General features: G+C 67.6%; 19 protein-coding genes. 9 read left to right on the forward strand and 10 right to left on the reverse strand.

Annotated elements, in window-relative coordinates; all coding sequences use genetic code 11:
- Positions 1–6: 6 nt before the first annotated feature.
- On the reverse strand, positions 7–927 hold the full coding sequence (locus J7528_RS03980) for a tyrosine recombinase (RefSeq protein ID WP_291871569.1): 921 nt from the start codon (positions 925–927) through the stop codon (positions 7–9).
- On the reverse strand, positions 924–2,387 hold the full coding sequence (locus tag J7528_RS03985) for a hypothetical protein (protein ID WP_291871571.1): 1,464 nt from the start codon (positions 2,385–2,387) through the stop codon (positions 924–926). The genes J7528_RS03980 and J7528_RS03985 overlap by 4 nt, the downstream gene beginning before the upstream one ends.
- 60 nt (positions 2,388–2,447) lie before the next feature.
- Between J7528_RS03985 and J7528_RS03990 the strand changes: the two genes are divergently transcribed.
- Positions 2,448–3,011: a shikimate kinase gene (locus J7528_RS03990; RefSeq protein WP_291871573.1), complete on the forward strand. Its 564-nt coding sequence runs from the start codon at positions 2,448–2,450 to the stop codon at positions 3,009–3,011.
- Positions 3,012–3,024: 13 nt separating this feature from the next.
- Positions 3,025–4,137, forward strand: a complete 1,113-nt coding sequence (gene aroB, locus J7528_RS03995) for a 3-dehydroquinate synthase (protein ID WP_291871575.1) — start codon at positions 3,025–3,027, stop codon at positions 4,135–4,137.
- A 164-nt stretch (positions 4,138–4,301) separates the two neighbouring features.
- Here the strand turns inward: aroB and J7528_RS04000 are convergent, their stop codons facing one another.
- Positions 4,302–4,862, reverse strand: coding sequence for a DUF308 domain-containing protein (locus tag J7528_RS04000; protein WP_291871577.1), 561 nt, complete (start codon positions 4,860–4,862; stop codon positions 4,302–4,304).
- 152 nt (positions 4,863–5,014) lie between these two features.
- On the opposite strand from J7528_RS04000, the gene J7528_RS04005 reads away from it, so the two are divergent.
- Positions 5,015–5,470, forward strand: coding sequence for a MarR family transcriptional regulator (locus tag J7528_RS04005; protein WP_291871579.1), 456 nt, complete (start codon positions 5,015–5,017; stop codon positions 5,468–5,470).
- On the opposite strand, the gene J7528_RS25570 is transcribed toward J7528_RS04005, so the two are convergent.
- Both J7528_RS25570 and J7528_RS04010 read right to left on the reverse strand, forming a co-directional pair.
- Positions 5,467–5,736, reverse strand: coding sequence for a BrnA antitoxin family protein (locus J7528_RS25570; RefSeq protein WP_363269674.1), 270 nt, complete (start codon positions 5,734–5,736; stop codon positions 5,467–5,469). The two genes, J7528_RS04005 and J7528_RS25570, sit on opposite strands and share 4 nt — an antisense overlap.
- Positions 5,637–5,978, reverse strand: coding sequence for a BrnT family toxin (locus J7528_RS04010; RefSeq protein WP_291871581.1), 342 nt, complete (start codon positions 5,976–5,978; stop codon positions 5,637–5,639). The genes J7528_RS25570 and J7528_RS04010 overlap by 100 nt, the downstream gene beginning before the upstream one ends.
- Positions 5,979–6,058: 80 nt before the next feature.
- Between J7528_RS04010 and J7528_RS04015 the strand changes: the two genes are divergently transcribed.
- The 3 genes from J7528_RS04015 to J7528_RS04025 all read left to right on the forward strand — a co-directional run bounded on the left by J7528_RS04015 (position 6,059) and on the right by J7528_RS04025 (position 9,414).
- A complete protein-coding gene (locus J7528_RS04015) occupies positions 6,059–7,345 on the forward strand; it encodes an HlyC/CorC family transporter (RefSeq protein ID WP_291871583.1) in 1,287 nt (428 codons plus the stop codon).
- A 101-nt stretch (positions 7,346–7,446) separates the two neighbouring features.
- A complete protein-coding gene (locus J7528_RS04020) occupies positions 7,447–9,042 on the forward strand; it encodes an HWE histidine kinase domain-containing protein (RefSeq protein ID WP_291871586.1) in 1,596 nt (531 codons plus the stop codon).
- Between the two features lie 3 nt (positions 9,043–9,045).
- Positions 9,046–9,414 carry a response regulator gene (locus J7528_RS04025; RefSeq protein ID WP_291871588.1) on the forward strand — a complete coding sequence of 123 codons (369 nt, stop codon included), beginning with the start codon at positions 9,046–9,048 and terminating at the stop codon, positions 9,412–9,414.
- Positions 9,415–9,531: 117 nt separating this feature from the next.
- On the opposite strand, the gene J7528_RS04030 is transcribed toward J7528_RS04025, so the two are convergent.
- The 3 genes from J7528_RS04030 to J7528_RS04040 all read right to left on the reverse strand — a co-directional run bounded on the left by J7528_RS04030 (position 9,532) and on the right by J7528_RS04040 (position 13,797).
- Positions 9,532–12,597: a TonB-dependent receptor gene (locus tag J7528_RS04030; protein ID WP_291871590.1), complete on the reverse strand. Its 3,066-nt coding sequence runs from the start codon at positions 12,595–12,597 to the stop codon at positions 9,532–9,534.
- A 408-nt stretch (positions 12,598–13,005) separates the two neighbouring features.
- Positions 13,006–13,461, reverse strand: coding sequence for a cytidine deaminase (cdd, locus tag J7528_RS04035; protein WP_363269675.1), 456 nt, complete (start codon positions 13,459–13,461; stop codon positions 13,006–13,008).
- A gap of 63 nt (positions 13,462–13,524) precedes the next feature.
- Positions 13,525–13,797: a BolA family protein gene (locus tag J7528_RS04040; RefSeq protein ID WP_291871594.1), complete on the reverse strand. Its 273-nt coding sequence runs from the start codon at positions 13,795–13,797 to the stop codon at positions 13,525–13,527.
- Between the two features lie 58 nt (positions 13,798–13,855).
- Here J7528_RS04040 and J7528_RS04045 point away from each other — a divergent pair, with 58 nt between their 5' ends.
- Positions 13,856–14,512, forward strand: a complete 657-nt coding sequence (locus J7528_RS04045) for a J domain-containing protein (RefSeq protein ID WP_291871596.1) — start codon at positions 13,856–13,858, stop codon at positions 14,510–14,512.
- Positions 14,513–14,575: 63 nt separating this feature from the next.
- On the opposite strand, the gene J7528_RS04050 is transcribed toward J7528_RS04045, so the two are convergent.
- On the reverse strand, positions 14,576–16,570 hold the full coding sequence (locus tag J7528_RS04050; RefSeq protein WP_291871598.1) for an outer membrane beta-barrel family protein: 1,995 nt from the start codon (positions 16,568–16,570) through the stop codon (positions 14,576–14,578).
- Between the two features lie 183 nt (positions 16,571–16,753).
- Here J7528_RS04050 and J7528_RS04055 point away from each other — a divergent pair, with 183 nt between their 5' ends.
- The gene (locus J7528_RS04055) at positions 16,754–16,957 is read left to right on the forward strand and encodes a hypothetical protein (RefSeq protein ID WP_291871599.1); all 204 of its coding nucleotides are present in this window, start codon (positions 16,754–16,756) and stop codon (positions 16,955–16,957) included.
- Between the two features lie 80 nt (positions 16,958–17,037).
- Entirely contained in the window at positions 17,038–17,478 is a 441-nt protein-coding gene (locus tag J7528_RS04060; RefSeq protein ID WP_291871601.1) for a hypothetical protein, read from the forward strand.
- Here J7528_RS04060 and J7528_RS04065 read toward each other — a convergent pair.
- Positions 17,459–18,166: a phosphatase PAP2 family protein gene (locus tag J7528_RS04065; protein ID WP_291871602.1), complete on the reverse strand. Its 708-nt coding sequence runs from the start codon at positions 18,164–18,166 to the stop codon at positions 17,459–17,461. The two genes, J7528_RS04060 and J7528_RS04065, sit on opposite strands and share 20 nt — an antisense overlap.
- Positions 18,167–18,227: the final 61 nt, after the last annotated feature.

The following is an 18,227-nucleotide window of genomic DNA, read 5'->3' on the forward strand; positions in this document are numbered from 1 at the left end:
GGCGCCTTAAGGCTTCTTGCGCCCCAGCGGATGCTTGGTCTGGACGACGTGCGCCAGGTGCTCGCCGGCCACGTGGGTGTAGATCTGGGTGGTGGCGATGTCAGCGTGGCCCAGCAGGGTCTGGATGACCCGCAGGTCGGCGCCGCCTTCCAGCAGGTGGGTGGCGAAGGCGTGGCGCAGGACGTGCGGGCTGACCTTCTCGCGGTCGACGCCGGCGGCGATGGCGGCGTCCTCCAGCAGCTGGGCGACACGGCGGGCGGTCAGGCGGCCGGTCGAGCCGCGCGAGGGGAACAGCCAGGCGCTGTCCTTCGCGCCCTTCGGCAGGAATGATGGCCGTTCGGTCAGATAGGCCTTCACCGCCGTCCGCGCGGCGTCGTTCAGAGGCGCCAGCCGCTCCTTGCCGCCCTTGCCCTTGACGATCAGGTAGGCCGGATCGCGCGCCAGGGCCGACAGCGGCAGGGCCAGCAGTTCGGAGATCCGCAGGCCCGAGGCGTAGATCAGCTCGATGATGCAGGTCAGCCGCAAGCCTTGCGCGCCGTCCTTCCGGGTCGCGGCGGCCAGCAGGCGCTCGATCTCCTCGCGCTCCAGCACCTTGGGCAGCGGACGGCCGGCCTTGGGGGCGGCGACGCGTCTGGAGGGGTCGTCGGCGCGCCAGGTCTCGCCCAGCACGAAGCGGTAGAACTGGCGCACGGCCGAGCGCCGGCGGGCGGCGGTGGCCGGCGACAGGCCGCGCGCGGCGAGGTCCTGAAAATAGGCCTCGACCGTTTCGGCGTCGGCGTCGTCCAGGTCGCAACCCTTGCCGGCCAGGAAGGTCCGGGCGTCGTCCAGGTCCTTGCCATAGGCGGTCAGGGTGTTGCGGGCGGCCGCGCGCTCGACGGCCATCATCTCGAGGAACGCGTCGACCCAACCCGCGCCCTTGGTGCTCATTTCACGAAGGCCAGGCCCAGCAGGCCCTCGACGACGATGGCGCGGGCGTCGGCGGACAGGCCGGCGTGGTTCAGGGCGCGGGCGATACGGGCGCGGTCGGCGGGGATCGGGCCGGTCGCGCCGCTGTCGACGGCGATCGACAGCGCGATAAGGCCCGCCTCGCCCTTGCGCTTGGCCGCGCCTGCGTCCTCCAGCACCTGCATCCGGGCCGGCGAGGCGACGGGCTTTCCGAGGTCGAAGCCTGCGAACTGGGCGCGGGCCTCGGGATCCAGGCTGCCGCCCAGGCTGGACAGCAGCACGGCGGCCGCCTGAGCCTTGGCGCCGCCCGACACGCCGCGCGAGATCAGGTTGCCCAGCACCTGGTTGTCGACCTTGCCGGACGCCGCCGCGATCAGGGCGTCCAGCGTGGCCAGATCGGCGGCGGTCGCGCCGGGGATGGTGTCGCCGGTCAGGCGGCCGCGAATGGCCTGGGCGCTGGCGACATCGCCCGCCGCCAGGGCCGCGCGGGCCATCAGCACCGGATCCTGCAGCGGCCCTCCCGCCGCCGCCAGGGTGGCGATCGAGGCCGAGGCGGCGCGCGCGGCGTCGATGAAGGCCGGCAAGGTCTTGGCCTGGCGCAGGAAGGCCAGGTTCGAGGCTTCCTGCGCGGTCAGGTCGGCGCCGGACGACACGCCCGAGATGTCCCCGCTGGTGGTGATCAGGGGCTTCAGCGCCGGCGAGGCCGAGGCGATGGCGGCGGCCGACTGGATGTCCAAGTTCAGGCGGCGCGACAGGGCGTAGTTCACGCCGTTCTTGAGGTTGGCCGCGCCGGGGGCCGTGCCGCTCAGCGCCGCGCCCATCAGGCGGGCATAGTCGGCGTCCTTGGTGGCGTTCTGAGCCAATTGGAAAGTCAGCTGAGCGGGATCGGTCTGGCCCGCCTTCAGCTGGCAGAAGGCCCGCAGGCGCAGCCAGTAGGCGCCGCCGCGATCGACGGTCAGGGCGTCCTGGGTGCGGCAGGCCTTGTCGTCGTCGCCGGCGATCAGGGCCGCCTCGGCGGTGGCCATCGACAGCGCCGCGCTGCCCGGCGCGCCGGTCGCGCGGTCCAGGATCGTGTTGGCGCCCTTGGCCTCGCCCAAGGCGATCAGGGCCAGGGCCCGCTGGGCGCCCATCTCGACATTGTCACCCACGCCCGCCGGGCCGTTGGCGCCGGTCGACAGCAGCCGCTTGGCCAGGCTGGCGAAGGCCGGCGACAGGGGCTTGGATCCGCCAAGCTTGGGAATCACGTCGCGCAGGATGTCGGGGGCGGTGTCCTTCCACAGGTCGCCCGGGAGGCCGGTGTCAGCGGCGGGCGCCGAGAAGTAGTCGGGCGCGGCCAGGCTGGTGACCTTGACCTCTTCCTGGGCGGCGACAGGGGCGGAAACGCCCAGAGCGAGGAGCAGCGCGAGACGCATGATAAGGACCATGGACCGGTTATGACGCATGACGGAGTTCTCGCAAACTTGGCGGTTTGGCCAAGCCTCGTGTAAACCCGCGACCGCATCATGACCGAACACGCCCTCACCTCTGAAGATCTGGCCGCGCTGCGCGAGAAGACCATCGTCCTGGTGGGGCTGATGGGCGTGGGGAAATCCAGCGTCGGCCGCCGCCTGGCCGGGGTTCTCGACCTGCCGTTCCGCGACGCCGACAACGAGGTCGAGGCCGCCGCCGGCCGGTCGATCTCCGAGATCTTCGCCGAGCTGGGCGAGTCGGCCTTCCGCGACGGCGAGCGCCGGGTGATCGGCCGCCTGCTGGACGAGCCGCCACATGTGCTGGCCACCGGCGGCGGGGCTTTCGTCAATCCCGAGACCCGGGCCCTGATCAACGAAAAGGCCGTCTCGGTCTGGCTGAAGGCCGATGTCGAGCTGCTGGCTCGCCGCGTCTCGCGCAAGGACAACCGGCCGCTGGTGCGGGGCAAGGATCCCGTCCAGGTGCTGACCCAGCTGGCGCAGACCCGCAACCCCGCCTATGCCGAGGCCCAGGTGCACGTCCAGACGGGCGACACGCCGCACATGGTGGCCGTCGAGGCCATCCTGGCCGCGCTGCGCGCCCGTCCCGCTGTCGAGTAAGGAGCTTAAGCCCATGATCCGCACCGTTCCCGTGGGCCTGGGCGATCGCGCCTATGACGTGGTCATCGGTCCGGGCCTGCTCGACAAGGCCGGCGAGCAGATCGCCCCGGTCCTGGGCAAACGCAAGCGCGTGGCCATCGTCACCGACTCGAACGTCGGCGAACACCACGGCGAGCGCCTGGCCGTCTCGCTGGAAAAGGCCGGCGTCGCGGTCGACGTCATCACCATCCCGCCCGGCGAGGAGAGCAAGAGCTTCGAGGGTCTGCAGGATCTGTCGGACCAGCTGCTGGCCCTGGGCCTGGAGCGCGGCGACCAGATCGTGGCCTTCGGCGGCGGCGTCGTGGGCGACCTCGCCGGCTTCGCGGCGGCGATCTACAAGCGCGGCATCGACTTCGTGCAGGTCCCGACCACCCTGCTGGCCCAGGTCGACAGCTCGGTCGGCGGCAAGACCGCCATCGACACGCCGCGCGGCAAGAACCTGATCGGCGCCTTCCACCAGCCGCGCCTCGTCCTGGCCGACCTGGACGTGCTGTGCACCCTGCCCGCTCGCGAGCTGGCCTGCGGCTATGCCGAGATCATCAAGTACGGCCTGCTGGGCGACTTCGCCTTCTTCGAGTGGCTGGAGACCAATGTCCGGGCCGTGCTGGACCGCGACGTCGACGCCCTGGTCCGCGCCGTCGGCCGCTCGGTGCAGATGAAGGCCGAGATCGTCGCCGAGGACGAAAAGGAAGCCGGCCGCCGCGCCCTGCTGAACCTGGGCCACACCTTCGGCCACGCGATCGAGGCCGAGATGGGCTTTGGCGATGCGCTGAAGCACGGCGAGGCGGTGGGCGTCGGTATGGCCCAGGCGTTCCGGTTCTCGGCCAAGCAGGGCCTATGCTCGAGCCAGGACGCCGTCCGCGCGGAAGCGGCGATCAAGGCCGCCGGGCTGCCGACCACCATGGCCGATGTGCGGGCCGAGCCGTTCTCGGCCGACGCCTTGGTCGCCCACTGCGGCCAGGACAAGAAGGCCGAGGGCGGGAAACTGACCTTCGTCCTGGTGCGCGGGATCGGGGATGCGTTCGTGGCCAAGGACGTGGATCGCGAGGCGCTGAAGGCGTTCCTCTTAGAGGAAGGCGCCATCTAAAACCTCCGGGGCAGAGCCCTCTCCTCCCCCTCTTGGGGGAGGTGGCGCGCCTGCGAAGCGCGGCGTGACGGAGGGGGCTGGTCATGAGTCGGCCGCGCTGGCCCCTCCACCGGCGTTCGCCGGTCCCCCTCCCCCAAAGGGGGGAGGAGAGAAGAACCCCGCGATCAGACTGACTTGCGCCCCTTCACGGTGAGAGCAATGGCCGCCACCAGGAAATAAAACGCCCCGAACCCCGCATAAGGCGCGATCTCCACCGGCGCCGGGGGATGACCGCCGCCGGCGAGCGACCGCGTGATCATGAACACGCCCGCCAGCACCGACTGCGCCCCGCTCAGCACCATCGGCCACTGCCCGCCGACCGAGCGCCAGCGGCGCAGGCCCGCGACCAGTTGCAGGATGCCCGAGAACGCCGCCCAGACGCCGAACACGGTCAGCACCCGGTGCGGCTGGGCCTGCAGCGTGAACAGCACGGCGCAGGCCACCGTCAGACTGACGATCAGGTTGAAGGTCTGCGGCCCATTGGCCGCGAAGCCGCCGTTGCTCCGCGCGTCCAGCGCGTTGGCCAGAGCGTCCCAGGCCGGATAGGCGACCAGCAGCACGCCGCCAATCAGCGGATTGCCGGTCCCGACCGCCACGGCGGCGATGATCCAGGCGACCGACACGCCGGCCCGCAGGAAATAGTAGCGCTTGAGACCGTCGCGCTGAACGTCTTCGACATGGGCCATGACGGCCTCCCTGAAGTGAGATTTTTCATGCCGAGACATTATATGTCGCGACATATGAAATCCTCTAACGCATCGACCACCGCCGAGTCTAGCCGTTATTTGTCACGACATCTAATTTCGCGGTATGAAAGCCGACGACCAGGAGCCACGCCGTGTCCGACCACACCCCCACCCTCGACCAGCAGCTGTGCTTCTCGCTGTACGGCGCCAGCCTGGCGATCAACCGCGCCTACAAGCCGCTGCTGGACGCGCTGGAGATCACCTATCCGCAGTACCTGGTGCTGAGCGCCCTGTGGGAGACGGACGGCCTCAGCGTCGGCGCGATCGGCGAGCGGCTGGGGCTCGATTCCAGCAACGTCACGCCGCTGGTCAAACGCATGGAGGGCGCGGGCCTGGTCAGCCGCCTGCGCAACCCCGCCGACGAGCGCCAGGTGGTGGTCAGCCTGACCGACGCCGGCCGCGACATGCAGGCCCGCAGCACGTGCCTGGGCCAGACCCTGTTCGCCGCCGGCGGCATGAGCATTCAGCAGCTGGTGCAGCTGAACAAGGACGTCCAGGCGTTCAGGGACTCGGTCGCGCGGTTTGTCAGCGACACGCCGGCCACCTAGGAACGCCGAACGATCCCCGCCAGCGCCTCATTGATCCGCCCCTGCCACCCCGGTCCTTGGGCTTTGAAATAGTCGACGACGGTCCGATCCAGTCGAATGGAGACAGGGACCTTGGTGTCGGCCTTCTGCGCGCCCCGCACCCGCACGGCCGTCTTGGGAAAAGCCGCTAGAACGTGGGCCGGCAGGCTGTCGGCGCCTTTAGCGCGAGCGAAGTCGGCCTCCGACCATTCCGGGTTTTCAACATCGACAACCGGCTTACGGGACATGGCGCTTCATCTCCTTCTGATGGGCGCGGCGCAGGCTGATCGCCCCGCAACACGCCTTCTCGATCGGTGAACACCAGGCAATGGGCGATACCGTCGATCAGGCCGAACGCGCGGTAGCGGGTTTCGCCATAGTCGTGACGGTCGTCCTCAAGGACAGCCTGGATGTCCATCTCAGCGGCCCGTTCAAGCGAAACACCATGCTTGGCGATGTTGGCTTCGTTCTTGGCAGGGTCGAACTGCATATCAAATCGTATATACGATTTAACTCATCCGTTCAACGACACCCTCCCCGGCCTCACCGGCTTGGCCTAAGAACACCGATATGCTCACCGCCCTGCTCGGCCTCGCGCCCGTCGTCATCGCTCTGCTGACCCTGTCGGCGATCTTCTCGGCCGCCGAGACGTCGATGACGGGGGCCAGCCGCGCCCGCATGCACCAGCTGGAGCGGGAGGGCGACGCGCCGGCGCGGCGGGTCAACAAGCTGCTGTCCGACCAGGAGACGATGATCGGGGCGGTGCTGCTGGGCAACAACCTGATCAACATCCTGGCCTCGGCCCTGACGACCCAGGTGTTGACCACCCTCATCCCCGGCCCGTGGGGCGTGGCCGTCGCCACCGCCCTGATGACCGTGCTCGTCCTGGTCTTCGCCGAGGTGCTGCCCAAGACCGTGGCCATCGTCCGCTCCGACGATGTGGCCCGCACCCTTTCGGGGCCGACGCTGTTCATCGTTCGGCTGTTTGGTCCGATCATCTACGCCATCCAGTGGATCGTGCGCCGCACCCTGCGGCTGTTCGGCGTCAAGCTGGACATGGCCGTCGACGTGCTGGCCGCCCACGAGGAGATCCGCGGCGCGGTCGACTATCACCACTCCGAAGGCCTGGTCGAAGCCGGCGACCGGCGCATGCTGGGCGGGGTGCTGGACCTGTCGGACATGGACGTCTCGGAGATCATGGTCCACCGCAAGTCGATGGTGCTGCTGGACGCCGACCTGCCCGCCCGCGAGCTGGTCGACGAGGTGCTGGAGGCCCAGCACACCCGCGTGCCCCTCTATCGCGACGAGCCCGACAACATCGTCGGCGTGCTGCATGCTCGCGACCTGCTCAAGGCCCTGGCCCAGTCGCCGACGGGGGTCGAGGGCCTGGACATCGCCGCCATCGTCCGCGAGCCGTGGTTCATCCCCGACACGACGAACCTCAAGGACCAGCTGAACGCCTTCCTCAAGCGCAAGAGCCACTTTGCTTTGGTCGTCGACGAGTACGGCGCCCTGCAGGGCCTGGTGACCCTGGAAGACATTCTGGAAGAGATCGTCGGCGAGATCGACGACGAGCACGACACCGCGCTGGATGGCGTGCGGCGCCAGGGCGACGGCTCGGTCAATGTCGATGGCCACGTCACGGTGCGCGACCTGAACCGGGCCATGGACTGGCGTCTGCCCGAAGGCGACGCCGTCACCATCGCCGGCCTGGTCATCCACGAGGCCCAGATGATCCCCGAACCGGGCCAGACCTTCATCTTCCACCGCCATCGGTTCCAGGTGTTCCGTCGACAGAGGAACCAGATCACCGCCCTGCGGATCAGCGCCCCTCTGGACGACGACGACGAACTCTGAATCACTACAGCCAAGTTTCCGGCGCCATCTTTGGAACCGGATGAGAAAGGACGCGTTTCGTGTCCTTACGGACCAGGGGCGGTCCGGTGTGGAGGGGCGCGTTGGTCAAGTTGGCTGAGACCGACATTCGCGGGGACGGCGAAGCCGTTCTGCGTGCGCGTCTGGCCCGGCTTGAAGGCGCGCTGGCCGATGAGGTCCGCAAGTCCGACACCCTGGCAAGGGTCAGCGAGGCGGTCGCCTCCAGCCTGGACATCGACGCTTGCGTGCAGGTGGTGATCGACGGGGCCCGTGAGATCAGCGGCGCGGCGTTCGGCGCATTCTTCTACAATCTGGTCGACGCCGACGGGGAGTCCTACACCCTGTATCGGTTGTCGGGCGCGCCACCCGAGGCCTTCGCCAGCTTCCCGATGCCGCGCAAGACCGAGATCTTCGCCCCGACCTTCGACGGGACCGGGGTGGTGCGCTCGGACGACATCACCCAGGACCCCCGCTACGGCCGCAACGCCCCGCGCAAGGGCATGCCCGAAGGCCACCTGCCGGTGCGCAGCTACCTGGCCATTCCCGTCTCCACGCGCCAGGGCGAGGTGCTGGGCGGGCTGTTCTTCGGCCATCCCGAGCCCGGCCGCTTCTCGCCGCGCGACGAAACCCTGCTGGTCGGCCTGGGCGCCCAGGTCGCCGCCACCATCGAGTCGATCAAGCTGAACGTCGGCTCGCGCGCCGAGCTGGACCATCGTCGCAAGGCCGAGGAACGACTGAAGTTCGCCCTGGACAGCGGTCGCATGGGCTCGTGGGATCTGGACGTGGCCACCAAGGCCTACGAGGCCTCGGACCTGTGCAAGGTCAATTACGGTCGTCGGCCGGACCAGACCTTCACCTTCGCCGACCTGGTCGCCACCATCCACCCCGAGGATCGCCCGCGCATCCTCTCGGCCATCGAGGCGGCCATCCGCGATGGGGCCGAGTACGATGTCGAGTACCGCGTGGTGCACCCGACCGGCGAGCTGCGCTGGCTGCATGCTCGCGGCCGCGCGGCCACGATCGCCGACGACGGCGGCGTGCGTCGCCTGGCCGGGGTGTCGCTGGACATCACCGAGCGCAAGCGCGCCGAGGAACGCCAGAAACTGCTGGTCAACGAACTGAATCACCGGGTGAAGAACAGCCTGGCCACGGTGCAGTCGATCGCCGCCCAGACCCTGCGCTCGGTGGCCGCGCCGGAATTCTTCCGCGACGCCTTCGAGACCCGGCTGATCGCCCTGTCCCAGACCCACGACCTCCTGACCCGCGAAAGCTGGGCCGGCGCCAGCCTGCGCGAGGTGTTCGACGTCGAGCTGCACGCCATGGCTGGGGAGGACCGCGTGACGTTCGACTACACCGGCGACGTGCGGCTGAACCCCAAGGCCGCCGTGGCCTTGGGCATGGGCATCCATGAACTGGCCACCAATGCCGTCAAATACGGCGCCCTTTCGACACCGGATGGCCGCGTGGCCGTGGAATGGTCGGTCGAGGACGGAGTCCTCCGCCTGACCTGGACCGAAAGCGGCGGCCCGCCCGTCACCCCGCCGGCCCGTCGCGGCTTCGGCGTCCGCCTTCTTGAGCGCGGCCTCGCGGCCGAGCTATCCGGCGGGGTCGAGCTGACCTATGATGCCACCGGACTCGTCTGCCAAATGGCGTTGCCCCTGCGCGCGCTGGAGCCCTGACACATGACTGCACTTTCCGCCCTCAAGGTTTTGGTCGTCGAAGACGAGGCCCTGGTCTCGATGCTGGTCGAGGACATGCTGACCGATCTCGGCTGCACGATCGTCGGCCCCGCCGCCGAGATCGAGGAGGCCCTGAAGCTGGCCACCACGGCCGACATCGACGCGGCCCTGCTGGACGTCAATCTGGGCGGCCGCCCGATCTTCCCGGTGGCCGACGCCCTGAAGGCGCGCGGCGTACCCTTCGCCTTCGCCAGCGGCTATGGCGAGGCGGGCCTGACCGAGGACCACAAGGGCGCCACGGTGCTGCAGAAGCCCTTCCGCGAGGCCGACCTGCGCCGCGTGCTGGAGAGCCTGGTGGGCCAGACGGCGTAACCGCCTTCTCCACCGGAAAACAAAAAGGGGCGGCTCCGCGAGGAGCCGCCCCTTCTTTTTGGCTGAAGCCTGCTCTGGGAAGAGCGGCCGGGAGCCTGGGCTCCCGGCCGTCGTCGCTTAGAAGCGGGCGTTCAGGCCGATCTGGTAGTAGCGACCCAGGACGTCGTAGACGCCCAGGCCCGTGGTGCCCCACGGCGCTTCTTCGTCGAACAGGTTGCGGACGTTGAGGCGAGCCTTCACGCGGTCCAGACCCAGACGGCCGCCGACAACGTCGGTCAGGTCGTACGAGATGGCCAGGTCGTTCAGGTAGTAGTCCTTGACCCACAGCGGATCGCGGGTTTCCGGGGTGAAGTCCTTGTTGAAGTAGGACTTGCCCGTGAAGCTGGTCGTCAGGGTGACGGCCAGCGGACCGCGCTTGTAGGTGGTGTCCAGGCGCCAGGAGACGTCCGGGTTACCGATTTCGCCCTTGTCGTCGTTCAGGTCGAAGCCCAGGCCGGTGACCGAGGTCTCCTGCTTGTTGACGTGGAACAGGTCGAAGTTGAAGCCGAAGCCGCCCAGGTCGGCGCCGTTGGCGCTCTTAGCCAGGAACGGGATGTCGGTCAGTTCGAAGTTGTAGTCCACGCCCAGGGTGGCGCCCTGGAAGTTGGTGTAGCCGGCGTTGACGAAACCAGCGGCCGGGCCGGTGTAGCCCGTGGTGGTGTCGGCCGTGATGATCTGACCGGCCGAGTTACGACGGAAGCGCGAGCAGACGTCGGCCGGCTTGCTCGGCGAGTCGTAGCAGACCTGCATGATCGAGGTCAGGCTGAAGTTCACGATCGCGTCGGTGATGTCGACGTTCACCCAGTCGAAGCTGACCGCCAGGCCCTTGATGAACGAGGGCTGATAGACGAAGCCGACCGACCATTCGTCAGCCAGTTCGTTGCGCAGACCACGGTTGCCCGAGGTGGTGCCTTGGACGGTCGCGGCCTGGACGTTCGAGGTCAGGTTGAAGTTCGTCGGCAGACCCAGGGCGGCGAAGTCGGCGCGGCAGTTGGCGCCGCGGGTCGCCGGGTTCGGACCCGAGTTGATGTTACGCGCATCGCAGGGGTCGGTCGCGGTCATGAAGCTGACCGCGTTCGGCAGGAACAGCTCGGTGATCGCCGGAGCGCGGAACGCGCCCGAACGGGTGCCGCGGATCAGCAGGTCGTTGATCGGCTTCCAACGGATGCCATAGCTCCAGGCATCGTTCTTGCCGGCCAGCGAGTTGTCCACGCGACGACGGGCGCCTTCCAGTTCCAGGCTACGCATGCCCGGGAACGAGAAGTCGCCGCCGAAGATCGGGATCAGACCTTCGATGTAGGCTTCCTTGGTCGTGTACGAACCGCTCAGGGCCGTGATGGCGGCCGAACGGCCGACGCCCAGGCGCTGCGGATCGTTCGGCTGGAAGCGCGACTTCTCCTTGCGGTACTCGTAACCGGCGTTGAAGCTGACCATGCCGGCCGGCAGCTTGACCAGGTCGCCGCCGAAGTTGGCTTCGTAGCCCGTCTGGATCAGCGCGTAATCGCTGACGAACTGAACGCCGATGTACTTCTTGGCGGCTTCGCTGGGCGCGCCCAGGCCGAACATGTTCAGCGGGGCGCAGCCTTCGGCGCGAGCAGCGGCGCTGCGGCAGACGATGGCGCCCGACGAGTCACGCACCGCGTCGATCGCGTTGTTGAACTTCACCTGGTCGATGTTGGGCGACGAGAACGAGCCCCACGACTTGCCGAAGTTGGCCGCGGCGTTCCAGAAGAACTTGCGGTCGGCGAATTCGAAGTCGCCTTCCAGGTTGAACACCGTGCGCAGCAGGTCGCCTTCGGTGCTGGTCTTGTTGTTGCCCAGGTCGGCCGAAGCGCGGCTCAGGTAGAAGATGCCTTCGCCCGGGTTGGCGGCGTCCGGCGTCAGCGGGGTCGGTTGACCCAGCAGAGCGGTGCGGGTCGCGGCCGGCAGGAACGGGTTGGCCGTCGAGAAGGCCAGCGAAGCCGAGGTGCCGCCGAAGATCGGGGCGTTGTAGATCGGCTGGTTGTACGGCTCGACCGAGGTCTGGTGGTTGTAGAACACTTCCGAGTTGAAGCGGATGTGGTCGGTGACGTCGTAGCGCGCGAAGAAGGTCGCGACGTGACGCTTCACCGGCGAGATCAGCGACGACAGGTCGGCCAGGTTCATGCCGTCACCGCCCGAGGCGACGCTGGCGCTCCAGAACTGTCCGGTGTTGTACGGGATCAGCGTGCCGCCCGGACCAAACTGGGCCGTGACGCGCTGGCCCGGGTTGCTCGGGTCGGCGATGGTCAGCAGGCTCGACAGGGCCGAACCGTTGTTGCGGAACGCGATGCCGCCCAGGGTCACTTCCGGGATGCGGCGGTTCAGGGCGATGATCGAGCCCGGGATGCCGTCCGTGGTGGTGCGGTTGGCCGGGTTGACGACGAAGGCCAGCTGACGGGCGGTGATCGGACGATCGTTGAAGCCCAGCTGGGTGGTTTCGTTGTACTCGTAGCTGCCCGACAGGTTCAGGCGGCCGTCCATGAAGTTACGGCCGGCCGTGATGCGGCCGCGATAGACGTCAGCGTCGTTGCGGTCCGACACGCCGTACTGGCCGTCGATTTCCACGCCTTCGAAGTGCGTCTTGGTGATGACGTTGATGACGCCGGCGATGGCGTCCGAGCCGTAGACGGCGGCGCCGCCGGCCTGGATGGTTTCGATACGGTCGATCAGGCCGGTCGGGATGGCGTTGAAGTCGACCTGACCACCGCCGCCAGCGCCCGAGAACAGCGAAGCGACGTTGCTGCCGACGAAGCGGCGGCCGTTCACCAGGGTCAGGGTGCGGTTGGTGCCCAGGTTGAACAGGTTGATGTAGTTACGACCCGTGCCGAACGAGCCTTGGTCGCCGATCGGATTGATCGGGACGCCGGCCGACGGCATGTCGTTCAGGGCGTCGGCGACGTTGGTGTAGCCCTTCGAGTCGATCGACTCCGAGCTCAGCACTTGGATCGGTTGAGCCGAGACGAGGTCCGGACGGCGGATGCGCGAACCGGTGACGACGACGGCTTCGAGTTCAGCGGTATCCTCTTTCGGAGCGCTGGCTTGCTCGGCTTGAGCGAAAGCGGCGCCCGCGCTGGCCAGCGCGATGAGCATGCTGGTGCCGAGAAGGACGGAACGACTGATCATGTAAGGAAAAACCCCCGAATTGGACAAGCGGCCCACTGAGCCCCGCATCAGCCAAACGCGGGACTTCGGAGTGAGCCTTGTGGGGGAGCCTAGGCGAGCGTCGGGTGGGTGACATCACCCAATGAGGCGATTGCCTCGACTTCGTGCTGAAACCGTTACCTCCAGGACACAGAAATGCCATAGAGCCCCGACTTCGACACGCAACGTTGCATTACGCAAAGTTAATAGGTTCTGCCCGCCGGCCCGGAAATGGCGGCAAAAACATCCATTTTTCCGTACATGTCACGCAGTCAGGGCAAAAATTTTCACCTAACGTCAAAATTCGATGATTGAGTTCGGAACATGCGTTTGAACTGTACGTCGAAATTCTAAAGTCCAGGATTTTGACCTTTTCGCCCGAATTCGGCCTCAGTCCAGGTCTCGCGGACCGAAGGAATGCGGCAGCAGGCTCCAGAAATCGACCCGCTGGGTTGTCTCTCCGCCCTGCACCGAGACCACCTGACAAGCGTCACCGGCGAACTCGGCGATACGCTGGCGACAGGCCCCGCAGGGCTGGACCACGGCGTCCGAACCCGCCGCGATCAGCACCTTGTCGATGACCCGCGAGCCGCCGGCCGTGATCATCGCCCCGATCGCCGTCTGCTCGGCGCAAGTGCCGACTGGATAGGCCGCGTTCTCGACATTGACGCCGTAGTGGACCCGGCCCTCGGCGTCGATCACCGCCGCCGCCACCGTGAACTTGGAATAGCGGGCGTACGAACGCTCCAGGAGGCCCGGCAGGGCCTTGGCGGCGTCTTTTTCAAGCGAGTGAGCTGCGAGGCTTTCTGGGGCGCTCATGGTGTTCCTAGCCTTCCGGCAAAGGATCGCGCCGGGGAGAGAGGCAATCAGCCGCAGCCGTCCCACGCAAGTGAAAAAGTAAGCGCCGCCTTACCCCTCGCCAGGAGCCGTTGCGACGATCGACAGGGCGTGGACCGGCCCCGCCAGCTCCTCGGCCAGCACCTTCATCACCATGCGCTGGCGCATCACCCGCGCCTTGCCCGCAAAGGCCTCGGCTTCGATTCGCAGATTGAAGTGGCTTTCGCCCGAACCATTGTGCCCGGCGTGGCCATGGTGGCGATCGCTATCGTCCACCAACTCCAGGCGGGAGGGCGAAAAAGCCTCGTTCAGCTTGCGTACGAGGGTGTCGGCGACGGCGCCCATGTCGGTCTCTTGCTTGTCAATCCTTGAACGGAAATAGCCTGGGCTTACTCTAGACGCCATGAGCCGCGAGTTCGAATACCGCCCCAAATTCACCGACATCCGGGTCCGGCCGCCCAAGAAGGGCGAAGACGACCCGGTCAACGACGTGCTGGGCCTCAAGCCTGGCGAAAAGCGTTGCGACCATCCCGACTGCCGCCTGGCCGGAACGACCAAGGCGCCGAAGTCGCGCGACCTGCCCAACCAGCACTACTGGTTCTGTCAGGCGCACGCGGCCGAGTACAACAAGAACTGGAACTTCTACGCCGGCATGAGCGAGGCGCAGATCCGCGCCGCCCAGGAGACCGAGCGGATGACCGGCGGTCGTCCGACCTGGAGCTTCAAGGCCGACGCCAATTCGCGCGAGGCCGCGGCCGCCGCCGCGCGTGACGCCCGCGCCTTCGCCGACCCGTTCGGGATCTTCCGCGCCCAGCAGCGCCGGGCAGAGTCCGCGCGCACCGCCGCCGAGCGCAGCCTGGGCAAGCTGGAGCGCGGCGCTCTGGCCGACCTGGACCTGGAAGCCGGGGCCGACAGCGCCGCGATCAAGGCCAAGTACAAGGAGCTGCTCAAGCGCTTCCACCCGGACGCCAACGGCGGCGACCGCGGCACCGAGCACAAGCTGCAGCGGGTCATCAAGGCCTATAAGACGCTGCAGAAAGCCGGGATGGTGAAGAGCTAGGGGGCGGATGGCAGCTGCCGGTGGGAAACGGACATCCGGACTCGGAGAGCCAGGTCGCCCAGGTCAGCCGCCGTAGTCGAAGTTGGACGGCTTCTTGGACTTGCCGCCGAGGGCATAGCTTAGGCCCAGCGTGAATCGGCGCGAATTGTTGTCGTAGTCCACCCTCTGTCTCAGGCCGGACTGCGTAACGTATTCCCGGGTCTGGCTGGTGTTGAGCACGTCGCGCGCCGTGGCGACCAGCGACAGGCGCTCGTCGATCTTGTGGCGAAAGCCCAGGTTCAGCGTGCTGTAGGCCGGGGCGTAGCCTTGCGGCGTCAGGCGCTTGGCGCGGAGCTGGGCATTCAGCTGGAAGAGATCGGCGGAGGTGATCTGGCAGTTCAGTGAACCCTTGCCGCCCACCAACAGCGCCGAACGGGTCTTCTCGCCGGTCAAGCCCTCGGCCTCGATCTCGGAATAGGTCGCCGTCGTGCTGGCGGTGTAGGTCAGCTTCGAGGTCAGTCGCCCGCCCACCGACAGCTCCAGGCCGACGTTACGCTTGCGACCCAGGTTCTGCTTGGTCGACAGCAAGGTCCCGCCTTCCAGCGGCGTGACGATGTCGGTGACCGTGTCGCGGATGTCTCGATAGAACACCGTCGCCAGGTGATAGGCCGGGCCGTCGCGATACTCGTAGGAAGCCTCGACGCCACGGGTTTCTTCCGGTTTCAGGGCGGGGTTGCCGGCCGTGACCGTCAGCGCGCCGGCGGTGTTGGGGAAAGGGTTCAGATCGTCGGGATCGGGCCGCTCGAGGCGTTGGGTGTAAGACCCCTTCACCTGGCGGCGATCGTCGAGGGCGTAGCTGAGGTGCAGTGACGGAAAGGCGCGGGTGTCGGTGTCGCGATGCGTCCCGCCCAAAGTCAGCTGCTCGGTCTTGATCCGCGCGCTCTCGACACGCAGTCCCATCAGGGCTGTCAGCTTGCCGAACGGCCGCTCCAGCGTCGCATAGGCCGCCGAGACCACCTGGCCGTAGCGGAAGCGGTTGGTCAGGCTGGGGTCCGGGCGGGCCGTCGCCGCGTCGGCTCCCCGCGCGCCGCTGTTCTCGTAGAGATAGCCGTCGTCCTCGACCTGGACGCCGGCCGTCAACTTGGCGCCCTCCGGCAAGGGTTTGCGGTAGTCGGCGGAAAGCCGCGTCAAGGTCTGGCGCTGGTCGAAGTCCATGGCCTGATACGCGCCCGTTTCCGGCGCGCCGGCCAGGTAGGCGTAGGGCTGACGGTCCTTGTTGGTTATCGCGCCGTGATCAAGGTCCAGCGTCAGGTCGTGATCCTCGCCGGCGAACTTGCGCACCAGCTGGGCCTCGATCCCGTCGTCATAGACCCGATAGGTCTTGCGGCCGACGCGCGTGGACGAGATCTCGCGCCCAGGGGAGCGGATCTCGAAGGCGTCCGCCTCACGGGTGACCCAGTCGAGGCGCAGGTGGTGGGCGTCGGCGGAAAGCTGCGTACGCTCGCCGACCTCGTATTGCGCCGACAGATGGAGATTGCTGAAAGAGGCGGATGTGCGCCCCTGATAGACGCCGTCGCTCTCGACATCGCCAGCCAGGTCGCGGTGCTCGCGCGTCCTTTTCTTGAGGATGTTTCGCCGGACGGAAAGGTCCCCGTTCAGCGACAGCCTGCTGGAATTGTAGCCGACGTTCCCAGCGCCGTTCGCCAGGCCCTGGTCGCCGACATTGGCCTGCAGCGAGCCCGTGATCCCGGCGCCCTTGGCCTTCTTGCTGATCAGGTTGATGACCCCGCCCGAGCCGTTGGCGTCGAAGGCGGCCGACGGGTTGGTGATGATCTCCACCCGCGCGTATCGGTCGGCGGGCAGCTGCTGCAGGGCGGCGGCGCGACCCGCGCCCTTGAACAGGCCAGAGGGCTTGCCATCGACCAGGATGGTGACATTGGCGTCGCCGCGCAGCGAAAGCTTCCCGTCCGGATCGACCTCGACCGACGGCAGATTGCCCAGCGCATCGCCAATCGAACCGGTCTTGGCCTGGAGGTCGTCGGAGAGACTGTAGCTCCGGCGATCGATCCGCGTCTGCACACCCGCTTGCGAGGGCGCGGAGATGACGACACCGTCGATTTTGTTGGCGGGCGCAGGCGGCGTGGGAGCTTGGGCTAGAACGGGTTGAGCGGCAAAAATAACGGCGAGGCCCGACTGGCCAAGCAAAACTCTCATCGCCGCGTCTCACCCTGAAGGCTGCAAAATCCGAGCAACCTAGAGATTATGTCGGGGCCCGCAACAAGGACGAGGGCCCACCGGGCGGCGGCGGCGGCTACCTGTTTCCGCGACGGCCGCAGGTGGCGGACCTTCTTCGGCAATGACGACCAGACGCCCTTCCGCGAAAAGCCGGGCCTGATCGCCATCGCGTTCGACAAGGCCGGTCGCGTGGTCGCTTCCAGGGACCAGCCGTTCAAGCCTTTCGCGTAGGTAACTTGCGAAGCAGTCGCGGACTGAGCCATCTTTCGCCGCCTGGTTTCAGGACCATTGGGGCGAGGGACGACTCTTCGATGACCGACAGCGATCGCGAGTGGCGCGCCCCGGCCGATCCGCCGACGCCGGTGACGCCGGTGCCGTTCGGCAAGCCCTGGAGCATCTGGTTCTGGGGCGGCCTGCTGTCGACGGCGGGCCTGGCCCTGGCCGTCGCCCCGCGCGTGGTCCTGCACCTGCTGGACGTCGATGTCGGCGAGGCGGGCCTGCCCTGGGTGCGGTTCGCCGGCCTCGTCCTCCTGGCATACGCCATGGGCTATCACGTCGCCGGCTGGACCGGGCAACGCACCTATATGCGGGCCTCGGTGGTGCTGCGGGTGTTCTCGCTGGTGGTGATCGGTGCCTTCGTGCTGCTGGACTGGCTGCCGAAAGCCTGGCTGGCCGTGGGCCTGGTCGACTTCGTCGGCGCGGTGTGGACGACGCTGGAACTGCGCTGGCGGCCTAAGCCGAAGGCCGCTTGAACCGTCGCTGCACCAAAAAGGCCGCCAGCCAGCAGGCCATCGCCCAGGCCGCGCCCACGCACCAGCCGGCCAGCACGTCGCTGGCCCAGTGGACGCCCAGATAGACGCGGCTCGCGCCCACCAGCAGGCTGACCAGCACCGCCGCGACCATCGCCAGCACCTTGACCCGCCGCCGATCGGCGAAGCGCGAGGCCAGCACGCCCAGGGTCAGGAACACCACGGCCGACAGCATGGCATGGCCTGACGGAAAGCTGGCGTTTACCGCCTCGACCGCGCGATAGGCCAGGTCGGGCCGCTCGCGCCCGAAGACCAGCTTCAAAGTCTGACTGATGACCAGGCCGCCGCCCGCACCGGCCAGCAGCAGCAAGGCCTCGGTCCAGCGGCGCAGGGACGCCAGCAGGGCGACGGCCAGGGCGATCACCAGGGTCAGCACCGCCACCGAGCCCAGGGCCGTGATGTCGGTCGCCGCCAGGTGCAGCCACTTGGGACCGATCATCTGGTCGGGCAGGCCATCGACTCGCAGAGCGCGCAGCACCGCCATATCGAAAGCCCGAGTCTCACCTTCCGCCACTTCGTCGGCGATCGACAGGAACCCCCAGGCCCCAAAGGCGGCGATCAGCAAGGCGGCGGTCGCGCCCAGCTCGCGCCGCGCGGTGTCCAGCAACCCTCGAAAGGCGATACGGATCAAGCGGATAGCTCCAGCAATGCAGGGGTCACGCTACAATATTTCCTTGTTGAAACATGAACTT

This window comes from Caulobacter sp. (assembly GCF_017744445.1).
GTDB lineage: Bacteria > Pseudomonadota > Alphaproteobacteria > Caulobacterales > Caulobacteraceae > Caulobacter.